This window comes from bacterium, from assembly GCA_016786595.1.
Classification (GTDB): Bacteria; Bdellovibrionota_C; UBA2361; order SZUA-149; family JAEUWB01; genus JAEUWB01.
On record JAEUWB010000045.1, the window covers coordinates 73119 to 98307 of the forward strand.

Below are 25189 nucleotides of genomic sequence, written 5' to 3' on the forward strand. Positions count from 1 at the left end.
TATAACGTTATGAAGTTCTCAAAAGAATTCTGCAAAAGAACACTGGGAGGCATATGACTCGTGAAGTAATTATTCTTGGTTCCGGGCCTGCAGGGCTAACCGCCGCAATTTATGCCTCCCGCGCAAATCTTAACCCGTTAGTCATTCATGGTCCACAGCCCGGCGGGCAGCTCACAACGACAACCCTGGTTGAAAATTTCCCAGGCTTTGCTCAGGGCATCATGGGCCCAGAATTAATGGATCAAATGCGTGCTCAGGCTGAGCATTTTGGCGCAGAATTTCTACAAAAACCAGCAACTTCAGTAAAACTCTCTGCTGAACGGAAAACCGTAGTTTGCGACGACCAAACTTTTGAAGCAAAAACAGTCATTATCGCAACAGGTGCCTCAGCAAAAACCCTTGGCCTAGACCGAGAATGGGAATTAATGGGTTATGGTGTATCAACTTGCGCGACTTGCGATGGGGCATTTTTTAGAAATCAAATAATTTTAGTTGTTGGCGGCGGCGACTCGGCCTGCGAAGAAGCTTTATTTCTGACCAAGTTTGCCTCAAAAGTTTATCTCGTGCACCGCAGAGACTCACTACGTGCATCAAAAATTATGGCTGAGCGCGTAATTGCCCATGAAAAAATAACAGTACTTTGGAATACTGGAATAGCAAAGCTTTTGGGAGACAAAAAATCTGGCTTAACGGCTGTGATCTTGAAAGATACCGTAAACGGCAGTGAAAAAGAAATGCCCGCTACGGGGCTATTTTATGCGATTGGCCACCAGCCAAATACGGACCTTTTTAAAGGCCAACTTGAAATGGACAATAACGGCTATTTAGTAACAACAGGTGCAAGCACAAAAACAAATATCCCAGGCGTATTTGCCTGTGGGGATGTGCAAGATCACGTCTTTAGGCAAGCGATCACTGCTGCCGGCTCTGGCTGTATGGCTGCAATTGAAGCTGAACGACACTTATCTGGACATTAGAACGTTCACTATTTACGCCAGATAAAAACTTGAATTGCTCTAAATTCACAGTTTCCTCAAGTTTCGAAGATATATCTCTAATTTATTGCGTCGGCATGACAAGTTCAAAGATGTTCATACAATAAAAAACCCGCTGGACTTTACGCCACAGCGGGTTTTAATTTTTTATCGCCCTTCGCCCAATTAAGAAATTAGGGCTACGGGAGATAAAGTATTTTCTAGAACTTGCCTCAAGGCAAGATGCTGAAAATAACTTTAGAAAATGCCTACTAATTTCATTGCGATAACTAGCGCATAGATTACAAGTGATTCAATCAAAACTAAACCAAGAATCATTGGAGTAAATGTTTGATCGGCAGCACCAGGATTGCGACCAATGCTTTCAAGCGCACTAGAGGCAGTGCGTCCTTGACCAATTGCACCGCCAAACGCAGCGATACCAATCGCAAGGCCTGCAGCAAGTGCAGCAAAAGAATCCATGCCCCCTGCAGTTGCTCCTTCAGCAGCTAATGCTGGAGCAGCGACTCCAAACAATACAAATAAAACTGTACAAACTTTACGTAGCATATTTTTCTCCTTAATTTTCAAACTTACGTAATAACTAAAAAACGTTTTTTAAGCGTGTTGTTCTACGCCTCCATGAGAACTTTTGTGTTCATCGTGACCGTGCTCATCATGCTCATGAGCAACGGCAAAGCGGATATACACCATTGTCAGAAGCGTGAACACAAACGCCTGCATAAAGCAGACAAAAGTTCCAAGGCCGTAGAAGATTACTGGAATGATTACCTTAGTCAAATCGGTAAAGACAGAAAGGACAATATGATCCCCCGTCATATTGCCAAATAGTCGCAAACTTAGTGATAAAGGGCGCACAAAATGGCTGATTAATTCAATCGGAAATAATAAAAACCCCGCCCACCAAATTGGGCCCCACATATGCTTGAGGTAGTTCTTTAGCCCGACTTCCTTAAGTCCCCAAAAATTGTAGTAGAGAAACACAACCGCAGCAACGCCAAGATTAAAAACTAACGAATCGGTTGGTGCGGAGAACCCAGGAATAAGCCCGAGTAAGTTCATAAAGAACAAAAAGAAAAATAGTGATCCAACAAACGGCAAATGCTTGCGGTTTTCTCTGCCCATTACAGAGTCAGAGAGTGAACGTAAAAAACTAATCAATACGTCAAGAAAAGAGTGGCACGATAACTTAGAATCAGGAACCAAGGCGTTGCTATCAGTATGGCTCTTAGCTAAAGCTTTTGTTACGACTGACTTACCGACTAGAACAATTACCGAGATTAGTCCTGTAGCAACCAAAGCAGATCCAATAGTCTCGTAATCAGATCCAACAAGAGCCTCAACAAAATTTAATCCGTGTCCGCCAGCCATAGATTCCTAATAAAATTATTCCTGAATAAAAATTTCAGAGCTAGTTAATAAAATTTGCCCTGCCTAGCTCTTGCCTACTTCTAAGCATAAAGCTTCGCTCTGCGCGCAAGCTGTCTACCGAATTTTCCGCTTCCGCTCAAGTAGCCCCCAAATTACGGTCCCAGACGTTAAAAGTAAGGCATTTCCCAGTAAAATCAGAGCAGCTTCATTAGGAAAGCTCACTAACAAGGAAACCAAGATTAATGCAAAAGAGATGTTTTTTAGTGCCATAATACCCACAACGCCAGCAGCATTTCTGTCGCGGGAAAAAAATACTTTACTCATCACGAGCTCCCAAAACCAAACGTTAAGAACAGTCAGCAATAGTGAAAAAATTAGCGGTAAAATTTGATAGGAAATAATTTCTTGTACACACAGCGCAAAAATTATTTCCACGCAGGCAACGTAGACAAGAGTTGACGAGAAAGTGCGAATTTTAAAAACGTAAGACACTGATTTTCTTGTACAGATTTTTTATTTTGTCCCAGACGATTTCCAGGGTCCTGCCTTTATAGCGTTAATAATTTTTTCTTCAAAATTTTTTTTCGTACGCAGTACCTTGAAATGTCTAAAACTTCAACTTTAAGTGTACTCAACTAAGTTTGCACAAGATTGCAACTGCACTCAGGAGGAGTAAGAATGTCAGACGCGCAAAATGGTAAAACTTAGTACTTAGCCATGAACCGCGGTAGAAGTAAAATGAAGGTCTAAGGGTGTATAAGCGTATGATTCGTCAACAGAATGAGCTACATGATAGACAAGGTAATTCTAGAAATTTTATGATCGGAAGCCTTTTTTCATCATTTAGATCGTTGCTTAATTATTCACACGCGCTCGTGCTCTCCAGTCTAAGGTCGCACCTAAATTTACCTTATAGTAGTGCTCCATGTTGCACGCTTAATTCCAAGCATCTTTTAGCTTACAAGCTTGGGAAGCATCTGCCTTAAGCGTTTATCATCAACGTTTTTCCCTCTAATAATTTTATTCGCTTATTGTTGTTTTTGTAGTGTTGTTAAGTTGTTAATTATGAATCTTGGAGTCGAATTCGACAGCCGAGGAGCGTTTACAGTAAGGCCAAAAGGGTCGATCTGGTCTGAAGCGCTGTTAGTCCTCGAAGAAAAAATTGAAAAATCGTTATTTGCTGCCTGGATTAAGCCGTTAAGGGTTACAACTGCGGTTAATAATCAAGATATACAAATTACGATTGCATGCCGTAATACTTTTACTAAGGAATATATTAAGAATGAATATGGCAGCTTGATAACTGCTGCGGTTAATGATGTTCTACATGATTCTAACTTAGTCCCTTCAATCATTTATACCGTTGGCGCCTCGTCAGCTCAGACTGAGATAACTGACAGCAAATCCAAACTAAGTTCACCAGCTCTAACTACTGAAGGGCTAAAAGAAACACAAAAAGAAACGCGTCATCTAACTGATAACACCTCCACACTTAATCCACGTTATAATTTTTCAAACTATGTAGTTGGACCTTGTAATCAGTTTGCGCATGCCGTGTCGCTACGCATTTCTGAAAATCCTGGCACGTTTTACAATCCACTTTTTATCTATGGTGGCGTAGGGCTGGGTAAAACCCATTTAGCGACTGCAATTGGAAATGCCGCTAAGCGTCGTGGCAAAAAGGTTCTCTTTGTTTCATCTGAGCTTTTCGTTAATGAGTTAATCACTGCACTTCGCACGAACCGCATGCAACAGTTCAAGGAGCGTTATCGCTCACTGGATTTGCTAATCATTGATGATATTCAGTTTTTAGTTGGCAAAGAATGTACCCAGGAAGAATTTTTTCACACCTTTAACGTGCTCCACAGCAAACGCGCCCAGATCATTCTAACTTCGGACAAGATTCCGCAGCAATTAACTGGCTTAGAAGAGCGTCTACGTACTCGGTTTGCTTCGGGAATTTCTGCTGATTTACAAAGTCCAAGTTTTGAGACGCGCTTAGCAATACTAGAAAAGAAGGCAGAATTAGAAAATATTATCCTTCCTCGAGAGGTTTCAGAATTACTTGCGAAAAGAATTACCAGTAATATCAGGGAATTAGAGGGGGCACTAAACCGCGTTCTTGCTTTTACGTCTCTTAGCAACTTACCGCTTAATCTTGACACTGCTACCTCCTGTCTTGATTCATTTGCTCCTGAAGAAACCGGCCCTGTGACAATTGAACTTGTGCAGCGTGGTGTTTCTGATTTTTACGGTACCACAGTTAAGGATTTACTAGGGAAGAGACGCACAAAAAATATTGCTCAACCACGCCAAGTAGCAATGTTTTTATGTCGCAAACTTACTCCAGCTTCGTATCCTGAAATTGGCGTTTTATTTGGCGGTCGCGACCATTCAACAGTTATCCACGCAATCCAAGTAGTTGAGGAGAGAATTAAAACAGATTCTAAGTTTTCTAGTGAGTTGCGTAGTGTGGAGGACAAGTTACGCTGTGGAAAAAATCTATTTCAATAGACTTTTTATGTGCTTAACTTATTGAAATAACTTAAATTTTTCGTTGTAATATATCGATTATTTTCTGTTGATAAGTTGTTTATAAGTATGTTGGCTAACTGTTATTTCACTACTGATAAGGCTCAGTTTAGTTTTATGTTAAATTTTATGGCTGTGAATTAGCGTGGGTAAGTTCAGTGATTTGCTTTTATCTTTCCACAAGCAGTATTTATGATTTTCAAGATGTTAACTTCTTTTTCAACACATCCACAGGAACTACAACTAATACTAGTTTTTAATATATACTAATTAATAATTATCCGTAGAGTGAGGACATCGATATGCAGTTAGAAGTTTCCACCCAAGCCTTAAGTAAACTTTTAAGTCTAACCACAACAATCGTTGAAAAGCGTAACACCATGCCAATTCTGGCAAACGTGAAACTCACTGCGCAAGATTCTAATCTACAAGTCACAGCTACAGATTTGGAAGTTAGTTTTCAGGGCTCAGCAGAGGCAACAATTAAAACCCCAGGAAGCATTACCGTAAACGCAAGATTTTTATTTGAAATCGTCCGCGAACTTCCTGCCCCAACAGTTACCTTAAAAGCACAAAAAGGCGAACGTCTAGAAATTGAGTCTGGCGCTTCGCATTTTAAAATTAATGGCATTTCATCCGACGAATTCCCATCAATCATGGGAACCAACGCTAAAACGCTTTTTAGTCTGGATGCCAATGGAATTGTCCAAGCCATTGATAAAACAATTTATGCGGTTTCTAGCGATGAAACACGTTATAATTTAACAGGCGTTTTTCTAGAGACAGTTGATAGTGATAAAACACTACGCTTTGTCGCTACAGACGGACATCGTCTAGCCGTGGTCGATCGCCCCTCGCAAGGCATGACTTCTCCAAAAAAGGGCGTAATCGTTCCGCGTAAGGGTATTTTAGAACTTAAAAAGATACTCGAAGGTAACGAAGGTGCTTGTCAGCTTGGCCTCGATGAAGGCTTTTTGACTGTGAAAAGTGGCAATCTCACCTTAGGAATTAGGTTAATTGATGGGGAATTTCCAGATTATCGCCAGGTAATTCCCAATGAAGTCAAAACAACAATTAAGGTGGCAAAGGAAGATTTTTTAGCTGCTGTTCGGCGCACTTCGCTTGTAACTACAGATAAATCAAAAAGCCTTAGGGTTAAACTTGCACAAGGCCAAATGTCTTTTACTTCACAAAGTTCAGAATTTGGAGAAGCCGAGGAATCGATTCCAGTTGAAATTGATGGCGAAGAAATTAGCGTTGCTTTTAGTGCCCGTTATTTAATGGAAATGCTTACGGCAATGGGTAAAACTGAATCCGTTACCGCGAAATTAAATGGCGAATGGGGACCGGGAGTTTTTGCTACTGATAGTGGTGAGGATTATACCTGCGTGATTATGCCCATGCGTTTTGATGCCGAATAGTAGGCAACAGACCGAGCAGTGCAAATTAGAGATTTAAGGTTACGCTGGTTTAGAAATTACGACGAGCGCGTTTTTCACTTTGATTCGCCCAGCGTGCTCTTAGTCGGACAGAATGGCTCTGGGAAGACAAATGTCCTTGAAGCACTTTCTGTGCTTGCAGTTGGAAAATCCTTTCGTAGCGGAGTGCAAATCCGCGATTTAGTGCACTGGCAAAAGCCGGACTCCCTGCCGACAAGCGTTGAAGGCAGTATTCAAACTCGCGATGGCCTTAAACAAGTGCGCTTTCAAATTGAAAATGGCCGCAGATCATTTTTTGTTAACGATAATCGACAAAAGAGCTTAAGTGATTTCTACGGAGTTGTGCGAGTAGTTGATTTTTCGCCCGATGATTTGTTTTTAATTAAAGGCCCTCCCGCTGACCGGCGTGATGCCTTTGACCGCATCTTTACGATGACAATTCCGCTTTATGGCCTAAGCCTGACAAATTATGAAAAAGCGCTACAGGAACGAAATGCTTTACTGCGCGAGGTCAAACATCATCCCATCTCTGAACGAGAATTAAACGCTCAGCTTTCCCAATGGGAGAGTATCTTAATTAATGAAGGTTTAAAGCTTGCAGCAATTCGCCGCGAAGAACTCACTAAACTTTCTCCACTATTCTCAAAATTTTATGCTCATCTTGCAGACCACGCTGGGGAGCAAGCCGCGCTAAACTATGAAACAATCTTCATTGACCAGTCAGGAAATATTATTTCGGAACTAGCTGCAGAAAAACTTTTTGCAGAGAGTCGCCTCGGAGATAGAAGTGCGGTGCGCACTGCTATCGGCATCCATAGAGACGATTATGAGTTTTTGCTTGATGTCGGTCAGGGACTGCGTTCGGCAAAAGGCAACGCTTCGCAAGGTCAAACACGAAGTTTGGTGCTTGCGCTTAAATTTGCCTTTATCGAATACATCCGAGAAAAAACAAAAGAAGACCCTGTGCTACTACTAGATGACATCGAATCTGAGCTTGATGAAAAACGGAAAAAAGCTCTCTTTGAACTTGTGGAGGCACTCGATACACAGCTTTTTTTGACCCACCCTGAACTTTCAGAAATTGGAAAAAATTCGATCAAAACAGACCCTGGAAACTCGCAAAAAGGCTTACAATTGATAGAGCTTTAAAAAAGCTTTATTTCAATTAAAAAAATGCTTCTAACTATCTGAATTTATTAATGATATTGATTTGCTATATCTGCCTCAGACTGCTATAAGAAATCTTTGAATTTCCTAGCCCAATCTATTGAAATTATTGGGTTCTACATACGTATATGAAGTTTTTTTCTCAACAATTAAGAGCCTAAAATTATGAACGAGGTAACTTTGGCAACTGACTCAATTGATACAAGAGTTTCTGACGCCTACGGCGCAGATCAAATCCGCGTCCTCGAGGGCTTAAGTGCCGTGCGTAAGCGCCCCGGTATGTACATCGGGGATACTTTTGAGCGCGGCTATCATCACTTAGTGTTTGAAGTCACTGATAACTCAATCGATGAAGCAATGGCCGGCCATTGTGACACGATTAACATCACAATCCATGTTAATGGCTCAATTACAGTTGAAGACAACGGCCGAGGCATTCCAACTGATATTCACCCGACCGAAGGAGTTAGTGCAGTTGAAGTGGTTCTAACGAAGCTACACGCCGGTGGAAAATTTGAAAACAAAGCTTATAAAGTTTCAGGCGGCCTTCATGGAGTTGGCGTTTCAGTAGTAAACGCCCTTAGCGAAAGACTTTCTGTTGAAGTAAAACGCGAAGGAAAAGTTTTTTTCCAGGAGTATCAGCGCGGCGAACCCTCCTACCCTCTTAAGGAAGTGGGCACCACCAAGGAACGTGGCACGCGAGTTACGTTTTTACCCGATAAGCAAATTTTCACTGATAGCGACGGGTTTAAATACGATATTTTAGCAACGCGCTTTCGAGAACTTGCGTTTCTCAATGCAGGCATCAGGATCATCTTTGAAGATGAACGTGTTGGGCGTAAGCAAGAATTTTACTATGAAGGCGGCATTAGGAGCTTTGTTCAGCATTTAAATAAATCTAAAGCAGCGCTATTTTCTGAGCCAATTTACTTCACCGGGGCTAAGGACGGCATCAGCATCGAGGTCGCCGTGCAGTATAATGATGGCTATAACGAATCGATTTTTAGCTTTGCAAATAACATTAATACCATCGAAGGCGGCACCCACCTGGCGGGGTTTCGCACCGCACTAACTCGTGCTTTTAACTCATATGCGCAGTCAAATAAATTTATTAAAGACGCAAAAGATAATCTGCAAGGTGAAGACCTGCGTGAAGGTTTAACTGCAGTTATCAGCGTTAAGCTTCCCGAGCCACAGTTTGAAGGACAAACTAAGACGAAACTCGGCAATAGTGAAGTTAAGGGGCTAGTTGAATCTCTACTTGGAGAAAAGCTTGGAGCTTATCTCGAAGAGAATCCTTCAATTGGTAAATTAATTATTGCCAAAGGCCTCGAGGCGCAGCGCGCCCGTGAAGCAGCCAAGCGCGCGCGCGATTTAGTGCGCCGTAAGGGAGCCTTGGAGGGATTTTCACTCCCAGGTAAACTAGCAGATTGTCAAAATGAAGACCCTGCAAGTTGTGAAATCTATTTAGTAGAGGGAGATTCTGCCGGAGGTTCTGCCAAGCAGGGACGTGACCGCACCAACCAAGCGATTTTGCCGCTAAAAGGTAAAATTCTAAACGTTGAAAAGGCGCGCTTTGATAAAATGCTTGCCTTTGAAGAAATCCGCGTAATCATTACTGCCCTTGGCTGTGGTATCGGCAAGGATGATTTCGACGTCAATAAATTGCGCTACCACAAAGTGGTAATTATGACCGATGCCGACGTTGACGGCAGTCACATTCGCACCCTGCTGCTTACGTTTTTCTTCCGCCAAATGCCAGAATTAATCGAGCGCGGACATCTTTTCATCGCCCAGCCCCCGCTTTATCGCATTAAAAAGGGCAAAAGCGAGAACTACCTACACGATGAGCGAGCTTTTGAGGTTTTTATTGTTAATGCTGGTATCCAAGGACTTAAGGTCAAGGGCGATAAGTCAAAGCTTGAGCTCTCTGGGCATGAGTTAGAACAAGTTCTAAAAACAATCAGTGATGCTAATTCAATCCTCTCAGTATTTGAGTTACACGGCTTTGAGCGGGAAGTTGTTGCTGCGGTTGCTGCGGCCGAAGATTTTTCGCGAAAAACCCTTACTGACGAAAAGGAAACGCAGGCACTAGCCGCAAATATCGAGACTTGGATTAAAGAGCGCACACGGGGACTAAAGCTTGTTTCCTCTGCGGTAATTCCCGATGAGCAGCATAGTGGCTTTGCAATCTTACTGACAACGGAACAAGAAGGCGTCACGCGACAGTCTCGTATCGATTTTGAAAGTGTGGGTGACAGCGAAGATTTTACTGTGCTGCAGGAAACTTTTGCGAAGCTGCGCATTCTTGGCGAGCCGCCCTATGTGCTAAATTCTGATGATCAAAAGGGCGCGACGCGGTCGATTAATTCAGTTTTTGAATTACGTCGCTTTGTGCTCGACCGTGGAAAATCAGGGTTCCAAGTCACGCGCTTTAAAGGCTTAGGAGAAATGAACCCTGAACAGCTCTGGGAAACGACACTTGACCCTATGCACCGCACACTTTTGCAGGTGCGCGTTGAAGATGCTGTTGAAGCCGACACGCTATTTACTCTCCTGATGGGAGATGTGGTTGAACCACGGCGGCAATTTATTGAGGAAAACGCGTTAAAAGTTAAAAACTTGGATATCTAAAGCTGAAAGGAGCTGTCTTTGAAATCTGCAGAAGCAGTAATGTTTAAATTTTAAAAATATTAAGCGCTTTAATATTTCGTTTTGGCTTTGAGATGGCTCAAAGACCAGGCGCGAAAATTTCGAGGACCGCAAATGTATTGTAATACATGCGGACCGGAAAAATCTTCCGTAACGAAGTATTTGAGTCAAAATCAAAGCCGAAACAAAATATTATGGATGATACAACAAACGTAAACATTATCCCCGTCACAATCGAAGAAGAGATGCGAGGTTCTTATCTTGATTACGCAATGAGCGTAATTATTGGACGAGCACTGCCCGATGTCCGTGATGGACTTAAGCCTGTGCATCGCCGCATTCTTTATGCGATGCTACGTGAGGGACTGCTTTCTAATCGCAAATTTTCAAAGTGTGCCGGTGTTGTCGGTGAAGTTTTAAAACACTTTCACCCGCACGGAGATGCTCCGGTTTATCAGGCGCTGGTGCGCATGGCTCAAAGCTGGAACTTGCGTTATCCGCTAATTGACGGGCAAGGAAACTTCGGGTCAATCGATGGAGACTCAGCGGCGGCGTATCGTTATACAGAGTCACGTATGACAGCTCTTGCCGAAATGCTTCTGGCTGATATCGACCAAGATACGGTTGACTTTAGCCCTAATTTTGACGGCTCCGTTGATGAGCCGGTGGTCTTGCCATCGCGCATTCCCAATCTCTTAATTAATGGTGCTGAGGGTATCGCCGTGGGTATGGCTTCAAGTATCCCACCGCACAATCTTCAAGAAATTACCCGTGCAGCAATTGAGCTTGTTAAAAATCCGGATCTATCTGTTTCGGAATTAATGGAATTTGTTCCGGGCCCTGATTTTCCAACGGCTGGAATTATTTATGGCGCAGCTCCAATCCGCCAAATGTATCAAACTGGCCGAGGGCTTTTGCAGCTGCGTTCAAAAGTGCACTACGAAACACTAAAGACCGGCAAGCGCGAAGCCGAAGCAATTATTATTGATGAAATCCCCTACCAGACAAACAAGGCAAAGCTGATTGAAAAAATTGCCGAGCTTGTGAATGAAAAGAAAATCGAAGGCATCTCGCGGTTACGTGACGAATCGGACCGCCGCGGAATGCGGATAGTGGTAGAACTTAAGCGCGATGCAGTTGCCGATGTAGCACTCAATCAATTGATGAAGTTAACCCCAATGCAGCGCACCTTCGGGGTGATTATGTTGGGGATTGTTGACGGTAAGCCCCAGGTGATGGGCCTCAAAGAGCTTTTACAAGAGTTTATTAAGCATCGCCAAACCGTAATCATCCGACGTTCTCGTCACCTGCTAGGCAAGGCCGAGGCGCGTTTACATATTTTAGAAGGCTTAAGAACTGCACTTGATCATATCGATGAAGTAATTAAGGTAATTAAAGCTTCTGATTCAACTGCAGACGCAAAACTTGCCTTACAACAGCGCTTTAAACTTTCCGAAGTGCAGTCTCAGCATATCCTCGATATGCCACTACGTCGCTTAACTGGACTTGAGCGTAAAGCAATTGAGGATGAATACCAGGAAGTTGAGCTGACAATTCAGGCTTTAAAGAAAATTCTCTCCAGTGCAAAAGAAGTCGACAATGTTGTGATTACAGAACTTGAGGAAGTGATCGAGAAATTTGGCGACCCACGTCGCACTCAAATCGAGACAGATGCCTCGGACATTGGCGTTGAAGATATGATTGCTGAAGAAGACATGGTGGTGACAATCAGCCACAAGGGTTACGCCAAGCGCTGCTCACCGTCGCTTTACCGAGCGCAAAACCGTGGCGGTAAGGGTGTGCGTGGCACGAAAAAGCTTGATGAAGAGGCTGAAGATTTTGTTTCTCAGCTCTTTGTTGCTTCAACCCATGCTTACCTCTTAGTCTTTACTAGTCAGGGCAAACTCCACTGGCTTAAAGTTTATGAACTGCCTGAATCTGCGCGCACCGCGCGTGGGCGGGCTTTAGTCAATATGATTAAGCTGCAGGAAGGTGAAAAAGTTTCGGCAATCCTTCCAGTGCGCACCTTTGAGCACGAAAAACAGGTCGTAATGGTTACACGCGAAGGCTATATTAAGCGCGTTGACTTGATGGATTTTTCTAATGTGAGAAACGGCGGAATTCGTGCCACAAATCTTGACGAAGGCGACGAGTTGATTGGCGTCATGTTAACCGATGGCAAGCGCGATATTATCGTACAAAGTAAAGATGGCATGTCGATTCGTTTCCACGAAAGTGAAGCGCGCGTGATGGGACGCACTGCACGCGGAGTGCGGGCCATGAACCTGAATGAGGGTGACTATGTTGTAAATATTGTCACAGTCTATCAAGAAGAGGCCGAAGGTAAGGTCAGCGCTGAGCATGAAGCTGAGCTTAAAGATTCAGTTGCCTTACTCACAGTCTCTGAAAATGGCTACGGCAAGCGCACCTTAATTGATGAATATCGCACTCAAGGCCGCGGTGGTAAGGGTGTCATCGACATCAAGACCGATGAGCGTAATGGTAATGTTGTAAGCTCTGCTGATGTTAAAGATAACGACCAGGTTATGATTATCACCACAAGTGGTAACGTCATTCGTATTCCTGTTAAGACGATTTCGATCATTGGCCGTAACACCAAAGGCGTGCGCTTAATTAACTTAGAAGAGAACGAAAAAGTTGCTGCCGTTGCCAAGCTTGCTGAGTCAGAAGAAGAGGCCAGTGAATGAAAATCGCGGTCCTAGGCGCTGGTAGTTGGGGCACAGCACTTGCAACCCATCTTACGCGCGCTGGGCAGAAAGCTATTCTCTGGGGCAGGTCGTCTGAGCTCGTCGAAGCGATTAAAAAAACCCACACCAACGCGCGTTATCTCAAGACTGAAACGCTTCCTGACTTTGAAGTTACTGCGGACCTCCAGCAAGCCTTGCAGCATGTGGGCATGGTTGTTTTTGCTATTCCCTCCGAAGGCATTCGCGAGCTTGCGCAAAAGATTAATGGAAAAATTCCTTCAACCGCACCACTGGTTTCTACCTCTAAGGGACTTGAACATGGTTCGCTTAAAACAATGAGTGAAGTTTTAGCCGAGGAATTTTCTGATCAGCTAACTGATTCGCGCATTGCTGTTTTATCTGGCCCAAGCTTTGCGATTGAAGTCATTCGCTCACTACCGACAGCTGTAACTGTAGCCAGTAAGTCCCCTGATTTAGCTGATCTTGTATCTTCGGTCTTTCATGCTGAGACTTTCCGTGTTTATGCCTCGGATGATGTGGTTGGAGTGGAGCTTGGTGGAGTTGTTAAAAACGTAATTGCAATTGCCATGGGTATAGTGGACGGACTGGGCTCGGGGGCAAATGCTCGAGCAGCGTTGCTTACTCGTGGAATTGCTGAAACTGCGCGCTTAATGAATGCCTGTGGGGCTAAGCCTGAGACGGTGACAAGTCTTGGTTGTTTGGGGGATTTGATTTTAACGGCGATGACGGACTTAAGTCGTAACCGTCGCGTCGGCTTAGGCCTTGCCGAGGGCAAGAGCTTGACGGCAATTTTGCAGGAATTAGGACAAGTGGCAGAGGGGGTAAAGTCTGCTGAGCACGTCTCGGAGCTTGCTTTACGTTACAGCGTAGAGATGCCGATTACTAAAGAAGTTTATTCAATAATTCGTGGGGAAAAGACTCCCCAACAAGCCATGAAATCCATCCTCTCCCGCCCGCGTGGGAGCGAGTAGTTTTTTTGGGTTTAGATTTAACCCATTGGCCTAGGCTTGAACTTATACTTCCCCTTAACCTTAACTCTTATCTTTTTGGCTACTACTAACTTGTGTGGACAAATTTCAGGACGGGACAAAATTTATCCACACGAGTTAGTAGTAATCTAACGGATCAGGGAAAGGATTAGTTCAAGCTGAAGAGAAAGATGCCGCATAATAATTCTTTTGCCTTAGACTGTATTTATCATATACTTCACGAGCACTATGACCTATTTACGTTTTATCGCCTTTATGTTGGTGATTGTATTTTTTACCCAGCTTTTAATTCTTTACAGAATCGAAACTGGTGTTTCCATTCGCGACGCGGCACGCTCGGTCGTTGAAAAGGGCAAAACCATTCATTCGGATTTTTAGTCTGAGTGCCAAAATATTTGTTGTTTAAGCTGTAGTCGAGACAATCAGTCTGACCGAAGATTGACCTCAAATTAGCTCCGAGAAGAATTTTTCATAGCTCACAATCCGGACACCTTGCTCTGCTAGTTTCCGGTCAAAATTCTTTGCTGTAACTAGCTGCAGGCTGTATTGCGGGTTAAGCAAATTTTTAAAATAGAGCAGGTTTTTTGCTGGGCTTGTTGTATTTGATTTGCATTCAATTAACATCCAGGGCTGCTTGTCTTTGACAATAATAAAATCAACTTCCCGGTCTTGTTTATCACGGATGAAATGCAAATTAAATTCGCCTTGAGCAGTATCTGTCCAATAGTTGCAGAGTTTTAATAAGTGCAGCGCTGTAAGATTTTCTAACCTTTGGCTTGTGTTTCCTTGGGGGATTCGTAAAATATCGTAAAGATACAATTTAGGTTGAGCCTTAAGTGAGCGCGCAATTTTTTGTGCCCAGGGCTTAATCGTAAATGAATAATAAAGAGTCTCTAGCACCTGGGCCCAGCTTCTGACTGTTGCGTAGGCCTTCCCGACATCTTCCCTGAGGGCTTCGATTGACAGCAAAGATCCCACACGCAGTGGCAGTAAGTCAGCTAATACACCAAAAGCTTGGATGTCAGAGATATTAAGAATATCGCGGGAGTCGCCAATAATTAGTTGGTCTAATCTTAATCTGCTCCAACGCGCGGCCAGTTCATGTTTTCCAGTTAGCAAGGGTTCAGGAAATCCTCCCAAGTTGAGTAAGTCTTCCAAGGGGTATTTTAGATTTGATCTGGTGAATAATTCTTTTACTGAAATTGGGTTATTTGTTTCGGCGACAGTTAAAGGATGTAGTCGATAGGGTAAATAGCGGCCAAGCAAACTGTCGCTCCCCTTTTTATATAAGTCTAGCCTGGCACTGCCAGTCACGATGAATTTAATTTTTTCGCCGTGTTGATCGTATAATCCTTTAAGCTTTCTTTTCCAAAGCCGGTCTTTATGGATTTCATCAAGCACAATTGTATTACTGCTACGTGTGGCAATTGCAGATTCGGGAGACTTACTCCAGGCGCGACGAAACTCTTCGTGTTCGTATAAGAAATAATTCTCTAATTGTTGTTTGAGAATTGATTTTGCCAAAGTAGACTTTCCTACCTGACGCGGCCCAGAGATAAAAGCCATTTTATTCTGTGCGAGTGCATCAGTAGTAATGATCTGCTCTAGATAGCGCGTAGCTCGGTGTTCCATAGACTCTATATCCTTAACATGACTTTTTATCAGTTAATTGATAAAAAGTCATGACTATTTATCAATTCGCTGATGGAAAGTTATGCTGAATGTTTCCCATGGGTAGATAATTTACATAACTAACTGTAATTATAATGAAATTATGCAAATCCTTTAACTAGCTATATTTACTCACTAAACCTATCAATTTTTCTAAAAAACCAATATAATAGCTCACGAATTTCTGACTAGTGCCCATAACAGGGTACTACAGTCATTACCTTTTAAAAAAAAGAACGGCTGTATTGTTCTTTACATTTTTCATATGGGTATCTCACGTTTAATTTAGGTTTTGAAATTTCCGAACAGGAAATTTCATCCACCAAAGTCCCTAAGCTTGTCGAAGGGCATAGGTGGATAGGTTTTTTCATTACTCGGGTGCTTTTGAGAAAGTGCCAGTGAGTGTGAATGTGAGGTACGATCATCGTATAGTCGTCATTGTGAGGAACGAATCTGATACGTTCTGCTTTGCTCCCTTGTGCGTGCCGCAATCTGTTTGCGTTACTTGTCATTGCGAGCGAAAGCGAAGCAATCTGTTCACCAATTAATATTATACTTTCATATTAAGTTAACAGATTGCCGCAGTCGAACAAACAAGTTTGTTCTCCTTCGCAATGACACGAAGCGCAAGCAGATAGCCGCGTTTCCCAAACTGCTTTTAGGTCGTTGGCAATGACAGTAAATTCTTTCGTCATTGTTAAACTGTGTCATTGCGAACCTGCTCTAGCGGGCACTACCAACCCACATTCTCTTCACTTCAGCTTTTTGAAAAGCACTCGAGTAAAGCAATTTCCCCCAAGGAAGAGCTATGCTCAGTGACATCTCATCGTGAGGCTCCTTGCGCAAGGAAACACTAAGATGAAGTTCAATAGCAGCAAGACGGGCTACCGCTTCGGCGCCCGCAATCTCGTCACTCTCGCGCTCATGGCTATCATGGCCACGAGCGCTTTCGCCCAAACTAACCAGCCTCCGGCTGGTGGCCGAGCTGGCCAGACCTTCGACGAATGGCGCCAGGCGCGTGTTCAGCAGAACACGACGGCGCACCCCCAGACGGGAGTCTTCGAGCTCTCGCCTGGCGCCAAGGCAATCGCATCGGTTGCCGTCGAATTCCCGACGAGCACTCCGATCCGCAATATCACGCTTAAGGATGCGTGGGTTGCGGCCGGGCAGAGCCGAGACCACATTCAGAACATTTACGAATATCTGGCGTGGTTCAAGGCTTACGTCGACGCCAAGTGCGTAGGCGGAGGTTCGCCGGCCGATGTTCAGTGCAAATGCGCGCTGGATGCCCTGCTGGCAAATCCAAATCCGACAGTCGCAGACCTTCAGAAATACCCCATCCTCTGGAACCTCCTGCAGGATGTGGAAAACCTCAAGGCCGACATGACGGTCGTTAAGGCCAACATGGGTCTCGTCAAGGTCATCGCCCCGGACGGGAGCGAGATCTACATGACGGTAGACGAATGGTACAAGGCAAAGATGGGCGGCGGTGTCACGATGAACGGCGGTGTCGGTGTTCCGAAAAAGAAGGACTGGTTCAAGCAGAACTCTGCTTGGCTGATCCCGCTCGGAATCCTCGCCCTCGACCTAGTCACCGGCGATGGGATCGACTTGTTTGGTCTCATCAACAACGGCGGCGGCGGTCGCCACAGCCAATCCGGCGGTGGAACGGGACGATCTCCCTCTACGGCGTCGCTTGTCGGAATGGCAATGAACATCGCTGCAGTCGGTGACGATGGAACGGTGCGCGAAACCGTTGGCACTCTTGGTGCTCCTGGGCGCAACGCTCAATTCACTCAGGCTGCCATGACTCTTCTCGGAGCGAACGGTCGTCAAGGCCATAGTTCCGGTCGCAGTTCAGGTCATCGCTCCGGAACCACAGCCCCAGTCACAACGGGCGCTCGTGGAAACGGCCATCGCTCCGGCGGATAAGTTAAGCTCATGGTCAGTGGTGCTCTGGATTTTCCATCACCACTGACTTGAAGCTTCGCTTACGATCTTCATTGGGGATCTTGCACTAGTTCGACCACAAGGTTTAATGAATGTGAGATCCCCTCTTTTTTCTAATTATTCATAAAAATCTCGGAATTTTCAAATCAGCCAACCAATACTAATTGAATGTACACTACGCACATCCGTGTTTATGTCAGTGCATCTGCAATGATTGATGCAGCCAGTTTCTGCCTAGGCAAAATAGCTGTCTTGATTAATTGTATGATTTGTCATACAATTAATGCGTGAAATCTACTCTACTATCAAACCTTATTTCTCCTGCCTGGATGCAAGTTGTAAGAGTTTTATTTCTTTCTAAACATGAAAAAACTCTAAGAGAACTCGTCGACCTTACCGGACTGTCTCCTGGCGGCATTCAAGATGCGCTCAGGCGCTTACGCACGGAAAAAATCATCAAGACTAAACGAAAGGGCAACAAGCTTTTTTGTAAATTAGTAATTTCCGAAAGCGAACAAGAAATCTTAGGTAAAATTTTCTCCGAGTGTGCAAGCCAAGAAATTAAAATACGAGCACTTAAGCTCAGTAAAAATTTCGAATCTACTATCGGCTGGATTGATCAGACTGCTCAGACCTATCAGCAACTTAAAAAAGTTGATAACGCTTAAAGCGCAGGAGCGATGACTATAGCGTTTCCCATAACTATTTTGGATATGTAGCAAACACAGCTGAGCTATAAAAAATATTCCCTCCGGGTGGATCAGCTATGTATGAGTTTATTTTTAAAAGGGAAACGCTATTTATTTACTGGTTGTGTCTGCGACACAACTTATATACCAGTTTGCAAAAATCGTCAGTTTTATCCAAAATCTTTTTGCAAACTGGTATAACATGGGGAAATGATGGCTGCTGTGCCGACGCGCTATTGCAAATTTTATGACACCACTTCAACTTTTAGAAAAAGTATATCAGGAAATTAATAAAACAGACTGTCGTTATGCAGTCTGTGGAGGCCTTGCAGCAAGTTATTACCGCAGCCGACCGAGGCTTACAAACGACGCAGACCTACTTTTTAAAGATCGTTCACTCGAACAAACTAAAAAAACGGCGGAAAAAATCATCAATAAAATTGGCTATAAAGTCGTAGTTGGTTGGATTAGTTCGCAGCGAAGAGATTTCCCCTCGAAAGTCGCGTTGATAATTGGTCAAATGCCGGGTCAAGAACTCAGCTCGACAATAGATTTTTTATTGCCGGTTTTTCCCTGGTTTGAAAATGCTTTAGAGCGGGCCAAAGATAATTTACTTAATTATGGCTTTGCTAAATTGCCGACAATTACGATAGAAGATATCATCGTAGCCAAGCTTTTTTCCCTCGCTATCGAGCCTTCACGCTTTAGCGACCTGGATGATTTAAAGTCTATTTTCCTTGCCAACCACAACCTCGATTTAGCTTATTTATCGGGACAATGTGAAAGCTTAGCGTTAATCGTTCCACGAGAAATATCATCCTTTGCCCCAAAAGCATTAAAGCGATTTAAGTAGTATTTTGATTGATGAGCAAAAAGTAGGGAGTTGGATTCATTCAAAAAAATAGTGCCCAGGGTAAGAGATAATCGAAACCCTGGGCTGATTGTAGGGACAGGAGATATTGGATCAGTTTATATCCGCATCACCTCCTTCTTCCTGCCGAATTGCGCGAAGTCGAATTACGCAGTGTCGAATTGCACGGCTGCATAGTCGTTTTATGTCCATACGGCGACTGATTAGGGTCGTAAAACCCCGCATGGCCGCCATACCCATAGTAGCTAGCGTTGTTGCACCTGCCACTTGGGGAATAGCGCGGACTTGCATAAGCCGGCGGGCATTCGTCGCGCACCACGCGATAACGATCGTAGCGGTTTCGGTCGCGCTGGTAATCGCTGTAGCGCAGGCGAGTGACGAGACGATTTCCGTCGTAGATTGCAACGTAGGTGTCGCTACTACGAACGGAAGACCAATCGTTGGCGATCTGGAAGCGTTGCCGAATTTGGACATCGCCAATCCGTGCGCCGACGTCGATCGTTTGTCGCCTGTAGTTGTACGTGGGGCCTCTCGTTTGGGCGAGTGCCGAGCCAATCAGGCCCAAAAGCATCGCCATCAGGAGAGCCCATTTTAGCGGGTTCTTCATATTTTCGAACTCCGCGGCCAGGACTTAGCGCTTTGCCTCTAGGGGCAGAACTATTCACTGGACGCGTTTAAAGTGCTTAAAATCAATCAGCAACCTTAAACACGCCCAGCTCTTGAAAACCTTAATTGAATCCAACTACCCAAAAGAGAAATGAGAAAGATTGACAGAGTTTAGCGTATTTTTAAAAAACTTACTACCTTTGGTCGGCCTGGCTTAAAAGTGACCCTAGATAAAGCACCGAAGTTAAAAGAATAATACAGGGGCCCGTGGGGAGATTTAAATTAAACTGCACGGAAGCTTGATAAGCCAATAAAATGCCTAAAATACTTGTGCCTAAGGCTAGAAGAGTTGCCACAAAAATCATGCCTTTTAAGCTCGTCGTATAGCGCCGGGCAATTACCGCAGGAAGCGTTAAAAGAGCAATTGTTAAAACCACTCCAACAATTTTCATCAAAAGCACAACACTAATTGCAATCAACACAAACAAAAGCATTAGCTCACGCTTGACCGGCAGGCCAATTACCGTTGAATACTCTTCATCAAAAGTCACAGCTTGAAGTTCCGGAAATCTTAAATAAACAAGACCCAGCACTGCAACTAAAGTTAAAAGAGTAATTAAAATATATTCCGGAGAAACAAGTAAAATATTGCCAAAAAGAAATCCCATCAGGTCTGGCGCATATCCCGGGGTCAGTGCAATAAATAAAATCCCAAGCGACATCCCAATTGACCACAACGCAGAAATTAAGGTCTCTAAAACCTCACCACGACGAAGATAGATTTCAGTAATAATTAGCGCCGCAGCAACTGCAAAGCAAAGCGCCCCAAACATTGGATTAATCCCCAGCGCAAACCCCAGTCCAACTCCACCAAAAGCAGCATGGGAAATTCCTCCGGCAACAGAAGACATGCGTTTAGCAACAACAAACGTGCCAATCAGGCCAGCATAAAAAGCAGTTAATACCGCAACAATCAGCGCCCGCTCAAGGAAACTCAGTGAGGCAAAAAACTCCATCTCTAACAGCAGCCTCCTTTGGGTTTTCCATCTGGGCCAAGCTGGTGTGCAGCATGTGGCCCGAGGACACGGTGCGGGTGGACCTGGTCTGGATGAGCATGGGCAAGTAGTTCAATCGGACAACCATAGACTTTTTCAAACACATCGTGTGGAATTTCCCCTTGCCCGTGAAAATGTAAGCACTTATTGAGACAGGCAATTGTTTTCACATATTTCGCAATTACCCCGATATCATGCGAGACCAGGATAATGCTTAACTCTTGAGCAAGTTCTTCGAGTAGCTGGTAAAGCCCTTGACCACGCGGCAAATCAAGATTTGCCGTTGGCTCATCGAGTAACAAAAGCTTTGGTTTAAGCACTAAGGCCCGAGCGATTAGTGTGCGCTGTAATTCCCCGCCCGAGATTTTGCCAATTTCTCTCTTACTCAGAGATTCGAGTTCTAAGCGCTTGAGGCTTTCTTCGACACGATCCCTTTTTTCCTTCGCACTTAAAGTTTTAAGGGCAAGTGTGCTCATCTCGACCACTGCCCGAACTGTGATTGGAAAAGTTCTGTCAAATGAAGCAAATTGTGGCACGTAGCCGATTAAGCCACGCGCGGCAGTGACGCTTTTGCCAAAGATTTCAATCGTGCCAGTGCTTGGTGTGATTAGTCCGAGGAGCGTTTTTAAAAAAACAGATTTACCTGCCCCGTTTGGTCCAATAATCCCGACAAAAGAATTTGCTTCAAGATTAAAACTTATATCTTCGAGAATCACCCTACCACCGAGCGTTACGCTTAGATCTTTCACGGTTAGATCGTTTACAGTGGGGGTTGTTTCCATTTTTGCTTTGCTTACTAGGAAGCTGCCTGAGTTAGTAAGATCGTCATTAACTCTATATTCTTAGCATAATCTGGGGCTAAGGGATCAATCACCTGAACCGAGCCCACTTTAGCGCTAGTTCCAAGTTTTTGTGCAATTTGGCGAGCGTTTTCAACCGGAATTTGTGGCTCAATAAAAACAGTTCGTAAACCTTCGGCTCGTGAAGTTTCAATTAATTTGTCGAGGTACTTTATGCTTGGCTCCTTGCCATGTTCCTCAATCGGAATTTGTTTGAGGCCATATTGCTCGGCAAAGTAACCCCAGGCTGGGTGAAAAACAATAAATGACTTTAGCTTTAAATTTTTAAGGCGTTCTCTGGTTAGTAGATCGAGGCTCTTGATTCCGGCAACAACCGTATTTAAGCGCTTCTCAATTTCACTTTGTTTTTCTGGAAAAATTTTAATTAGTTCGGCCGTTGAATAGCGCACAAGTTTCAACATATTTAAGGGCGCAAGCCAAAGATGGGCATCCTCTGAGTTTAGACTTGCAAACTCGCCAATATTATTGACGACTTTGATTGAAGGGTTTTGCGCTTGCGTGTATTCAAGCCACTTCTTTTCAGCCGCAAGATTCTCATGGCCAAGTATCACCAAAACTTTTGCAGCAGCTAGATTGTTGACTGTAGCTAAATTTGGCTCAAAAACTTCATGACCCTGATTTGCAGTTAGTAGCGACACGAAATCATACTCTGAGCCAAAAATCTCAGCTAAATAATTAGCCAGTGGAGGAAGCGAGACCAAGACGACAGGTTTTAATTGACGAGGAGGTTCTTGACAGCCTGCTAGAAAAATAAAACAGCAAATAATGCCGAGTAGGTAAAGACAGCCATTAAGATAAGACTTGTCATCGCGAGGGAGCATCGGCGATCGTGGCGCCCTGTTAATTATTACGGGCAGCAATGCTGGCCCGCTCTGCGGGAGATTGCCACGCTTCGCTCGCGATGACAGTTGTTGAGAGTTCCGTAAACACATTAACGATTGCGGCGCTTAGTTTTTCTGCTTTCTCGTGCCAGGCGACGGCGGTCGTGGCGGTTCCCAGAAAGCTCTTCTTCGTTTTTTTCTTCAGGATTTTGAGAACTTGCCCCAGGCAGTTCCTCATGAATTGTCGCCGCACGCTTCTCTTGTTCTTCCTGATGGCGACGTTCCCGTTCTTCTAATTCTCTAATTTCTTGATCACTTGGAAGTTCTGGCACATAGACGTGCTGAGTTACAGCAGTCTTGACTGAGTGCATCATGCTAGTGAACATATCAAAAGCTTCTTTTTGATACTCCTGTAGTGGATTTTTCTGGCCATAGCCGCGAAGTCCAATGCCTTCTCTGAGGTGTTCCATATTTGTCAGGTGTTCTTTCCAGAAATGATCAAGCGCTTGTAGAAATACAATTCGAGCCAGCTTATCTAAGCGGTCTTGGCCGAAATGTGTGGCGCGCTCTGCCAGGCGCGAAAGCGCAATTTCATGCGCATGATCATAAATTTCTTGGGCAAATTCTTTACCGGCATGCTCTTGCCTGTCTTTTAATTCCTCACGTGGCAAATCTACTCCGAAGATATTTTTGAAACTGTCAAAAATCCCTTGCAAATTCCACTCAAATGTAGGGATTTTTTCGTCAGCATGTAGCATCACGATATTTTCGATGACATCTCCCGCCATTTGCTCGATTTCTTCGCGGACTCCCACGGATCGTAGAATTTTATTACGTAAAGAATAAACAACTTCACGCTGCTTATTCATCACATCATCATATTCAATCAGGTGCTTACGAATATCGAAATGATAGCCTTCAACTTTCTTTTGGGCGCGTTCAATCGAAGCTGCTACGATTTTACCTTCAACGGCATCATCTTCATTCACGCCAACGCGTTCCATGAAGGCTTGCATTTTGTCACCACCGAAGCGCTTCATTAAGTCATCCTGTAGGGAAACGTAAAACCTGGATGATCCCGGGTCGCCTTGACGGCCTGCTCGCCCACGCAGCTGATTGTCGATGCGGCGGCTTTCATGACGCTCGGTGCCAAGCACATGTAGCCCGCCTGCAGCGATTACTTCTGCGTGCTCGGCCTCGCACTCGGCGCGATATTTGACTAATGCAGCTTGAAAATTTGGGTCTGCTGGATCCTTAGTCTCTGCTTCAGCTGCCGCTAAAAATTCAGCATTACCCCCAAGCAAAATATCAGTTCCACGGCCGGCCATGTTTGTAGAGATTGTCACTGCCCCGAGGCGCCCAGCTTGCGCGATAATCTCTGCTTCACGCTCATGGTTTTTAGCGTTAAGCACATTATGCTCAATGCCACGCTCACTTAGCATTTTAGCAATCAATTCGGACTTTTCAATGCTTGCAGTGCCAACAAGTACGGGCTGCCCCTTTTCATGGAGCTCTTCAATTTCATCGCAGACAGCACGAAGTTTTCCGCGCTCGGCCGGGAAAACTACATCGGGGTTATCTGTGCGCACCATGGGCTTATTGGGCGGGACAACGACAACATCAAGCTTATAAATTTTCTTTAATTCAACAGCTTCCGTGTCTGCTGTGCCTGTCATACCGGAGAGTTTTTTGTAAAGCCGGAAATAATTTTGAAATGTAATTGTCGCTAAGGTTTGATTTTCCTGCTGGATTTTTACCCCTTCTTTAGCTTCAATTGCTTGATGTAGTCCATCGGACCATCTGCGTCCGGGCATCATGCGTCCCGTAAATTCATCGACAATAATAATCTGGCCGCCGCGCACAACATATTCAACATCACGATTCATCGTTGCATGGGCTTTTAGGGCTTGAGTTACATGGTGAACGGTCTGGGTGTTTTGCAGATCGTAAAGATTGTTTATTTCCAGGAGCTCTTCAACGCGCTTTACGCCTTCATCGGTCAGTAAGACCTGTTTAGATTTGAGCTCAACCGTGAAATCACGATCAACTGAAAGTTTGCGCACAATTTTATCTGCTTGAAGATATGATTCAGTTGCATCATCAGCTGGACCAGAGATAATTAAAGGTGTGCGCGCCTCGTCAATTAGAATCGAGTCGACTTCGTCAACGACGGCAAAGTTATGCGGCCGCTGCACCATTTCTTCCAGTTCAAGCTTCATATTATCGCGCAGATAATCAAAACCAAACTCGTTATTTTGACCGTAGGTAATGTCGGCATTGTAGGCGATCTTACGTTCACTATGCCCCATGCTATGCACGACAACGCCAGTAGAAAGTCCGAGGAAAGAATAAATTCGACCCATCCACTCGGAGTCACGTTTTGCCAGATAATCGTTAACGGTGACCACATGCACTCCAAGTCCAGAGAGTGCGTTAAGGTATGCTGGTAGAGTCGCGACAAGGGTTTTACCTTCGCCGGTTTTCATTTCAGCAACTTTGCCTTGGTGCAGAATAATCCCGCCAAGTAGCTGCACATCGAAGTGCCGCATGCCCAGCACTCGCTTAGAAGCTTCGCGAACTGCAGCAAATGCTTCAGGCAGGACCTCGTCTAATGTTTCACCTTTACTGAGGCGTGATTTTAATTCGAGTGTTACTTGTTGCAAGTCGCTATCGGACTTTTGTTGCATTGTTGATTCGAAAGTATTAATCCGTTCAACAATCGGCCAAAGGCGCCTAAGTTCGCGTTCATTTTTTGATCCAAAAATTTTATATACAAGTGATTTAATCACAAT

General features: G+C 44.3%; 20 protein-coding genes. 11 read left to right on the plus strand and 9 right to left on the minus strand.

Annotated elements, in window-relative coordinates:
* Positions 1 to 53 precede the first annotated feature (53 nt).
* Positions 54 to 977, plus strand: a complete 924-nt coding sequence (gene trxB / locus JNK13_06855; protein ID MBL7662454.1) for a thioredoxin-disulfide reductase — start codon at positions 54 to 56, stop codon at positions 975 to 977.
* A 255-nt stretch (positions 978 to 1232) separates the two neighbouring features.
* Here trxB and JNK13_06860 read toward each other — a convergent pair whose 3' ends face one another.
* The 3 genes from JNK13_06860 to JNK13_06870 form a co-directional block, all read right to left on the minus strand.
* Positions 1233 to 1544: an ATP synthase F0 subunit C gene (locus JNK13_06860; protein MBL7662455.1), complete on the minus strand. Its 312-nt coding sequence runs from the start codon at positions 1542 to 1544 to the stop codon at positions 1233 to 1235.
* A gap of 48 nt (positions 1545 to 1592) precedes the next feature.
* Positions 1593 to 2366 (minus strand): F0F1 ATP synthase subunit A, encoded by a 774-nt coding sequence (gene atpB / locus JNK13_06865; protein ID MBL7662456.1) that lies wholly within the window; start codon positions 2364 to 2366, stop codon positions 1593 to 1595.
* A 114-nt stretch (positions 2367 to 2480) separates the two neighbouring features.
* Entirely contained in the window at positions 2481 to 2858 is a 378-nt protein-coding gene (locus JNK13_06870; protein MBL7662457.1) for a hypothetical protein, read from the minus strand.
* Between the two features lie 573 nt (positions 2859 to 3431).
* Here JNK13_06870 and dnaA point away from each other — a divergent pair.
* The 7 genes from dnaA (at position 3432) to JNK13_06905 (ending at position 14252) form a co-directional block, all read left to right on the plus strand.
* The gene (dnaA, locus tag JNK13_06875) at positions 3432 to 4880 is read left to right on the plus strand and encodes a chromosomal replication initiator protein DnaA (protein MBL7662458.1); all 1449 of its coding nucleotides are present in this window, start codon (positions 3432 to 3434) and stop codon (positions 4878 to 4880) included.
* Positions 4881 to 5200: 320 nt separating this feature from the next.
* Complete coding sequence (dnaN, locus tag JNK13_06880) at positions 5201 to 6319, plus strand: DNA polymerase III subunit beta (GenBank protein ID MBL7662459.1); 1119 nt, start codon at positions 5201 to 5203, stop codon at positions 6317 to 6319.
* Positions 6320 to 6337: 18 nt separating this feature from the next.
* Entirely contained in the window at positions 6338 to 7486 is a 1149-nt protein-coding gene (gene recF / locus JNK13_06885) for a DNA replication and repair protein RecF (GenBank protein ID MBL7662460.1), read from the plus strand.
* A 183-nt stretch (positions 7487 to 7669) separates the two neighbouring features.
* Entirely contained in the window at positions 7670 to 10138 is a 2469-nt protein-coding gene (gene gyrB, locus JNK13_06890) for a DNA topoisomerase (ATP-hydrolyzing) subunit B (GenBank protein MBL7662461.1), read from the plus strand.
* Positions 10139 to 10350: 212 nt separating this feature from the next.
* Entirely contained in the window at positions 10351 to 12864 is a 2514-nt protein-coding gene (gene gyrA / locus JNK13_06895) for a DNA gyrase subunit A (protein MBL7662462.1), read from the plus strand.
* Positions 12861 to 13856: an NAD(P)-dependent glycerol-3-phosphate dehydrogenase gene (locus tag JNK13_06900; protein ID MBL7662463.1), complete on the plus strand. Its 996-nt coding sequence runs from the start codon at positions 12861 to 12863 to the stop codon at positions 13854 to 13856. The genes gyrA and JNK13_06900 overlap by 4 nt, the downstream gene beginning before the upstream one ends.
* A 246-nt stretch (positions 13857 to 14102) precedes the next feature.
* A complete protein-coding gene (locus JNK13_06905) occupies positions 14103 to 14252 on the plus strand; it encodes a hypothetical protein (protein ID MBL7662464.1) in 150 nt (49 codons plus the stop codon).
* A 66-nt stretch (positions 14253 to 14318) separates the two neighbouring features.
* On the opposite strand, the gene JNK13_06910 is transcribed toward JNK13_06905, so the two are convergent.
* The gene (locus tag JNK13_06910; GenBank protein MBL7662465.1) at positions 14319 to 15506 is read right to left on the minus strand and encodes an ATP-binding protein; all 1188 of its coding nucleotides are present in this window, start codon (positions 15504 to 15506) and stop codon (positions 14319 to 14321) included.
* A gap of 897 nt (positions 15507 to 16403) precedes the next feature.
* Here JNK13_06910 and JNK13_06915 point away from each other — a divergent pair.
* The 3 genes from JNK13_06915 to JNK13_06925 all read left to right on the plus strand — a co-directional run bounded on the left by JNK13_06915 (position 16404) and on the right by JNK13_06925 (position 19037).
* Positions 16404 to 17477, plus strand: a complete 1074-nt coding sequence (locus JNK13_06915) for a hypothetical protein (protein ID MBL7662466.1) — start codon at positions 16404 to 16406, stop codon at positions 17475 to 17477.
* 305 nt (positions 17478 to 17782) lie between these two features.
* Positions 17783 to 18163 (plus strand): helix-turn-helix transcriptional regulator, encoded by a 381-nt coding sequence (locus JNK13_06920; protein ID MBL7662467.1) that lies wholly within the window; start codon positions 17783 to 17785, stop codon positions 18161 to 18163.
* Between the two features lie 268 nt (positions 18164 to 18431).
* Positions 18432 to 19037: a nucleotidyl transferase AbiEii/AbiGii toxin family protein gene (locus JNK13_06925; GenBank protein MBL7662468.1), complete on the plus strand. Its 606-nt coding sequence runs from the start codon at positions 18432 to 18434 to the stop codon at positions 19035 to 19037.
* A 127-nt stretch (positions 19038 to 19164) separates the two neighbouring features.
* Here the strand turns inward: JNK13_06925 and JNK13_06930 are convergent, their stop codons facing one another.
* The 5 genes from JNK13_06930 to secA form a co-directional block, all read right to left on the minus strand.
* Entirely contained in the window at positions 19165 to 19662 is a 498-nt protein-coding gene (locus JNK13_06930) for a hypothetical protein (GenBank protein MBL7662469.1), read from the minus strand.
* Between the two features lie 193 nt (positions 19663 to 19855).
* Entirely contained in the window at positions 19856 to 20677 is an 822-nt protein-coding gene (locus JNK13_06935) for a metal ABC transporter permease (protein MBL7662470.1), read from the minus strand.
* A gap of 2 nt (positions 20678 to 20679) precedes the next feature.
* Positions 20680 to 21498, minus strand: coding sequence for an ABC transporter ATP-binding protein (locus tag JNK13_06940; protein MBL7662471.1), 819 nt, complete (start codon positions 21496 to 21498; stop codon positions 20680 to 20682).
* Between the two features lie 14 nt (positions 21499 to 21512).
* Entirely contained in the window at positions 21513 to 22397 is an 885-nt protein-coding gene (locus tag JNK13_06945; protein MBL7662472.1) for a zinc ABC transporter substrate-binding protein, read from the minus strand.
* Positions 22398 to 22507: 110 nt separating this feature from the next.
* A complete protein-coding gene (gene secA / locus JNK13_06950) occupies positions 22508 to 25186 on the minus strand; it encodes a preprotein translocase subunit SecA (GenBank protein MBL7662473.1) in 2679 nt (892 codons plus the stop codon).
* Between the last annotated feature and the right edge of the window lie 3 nt (positions 25187 to 25189).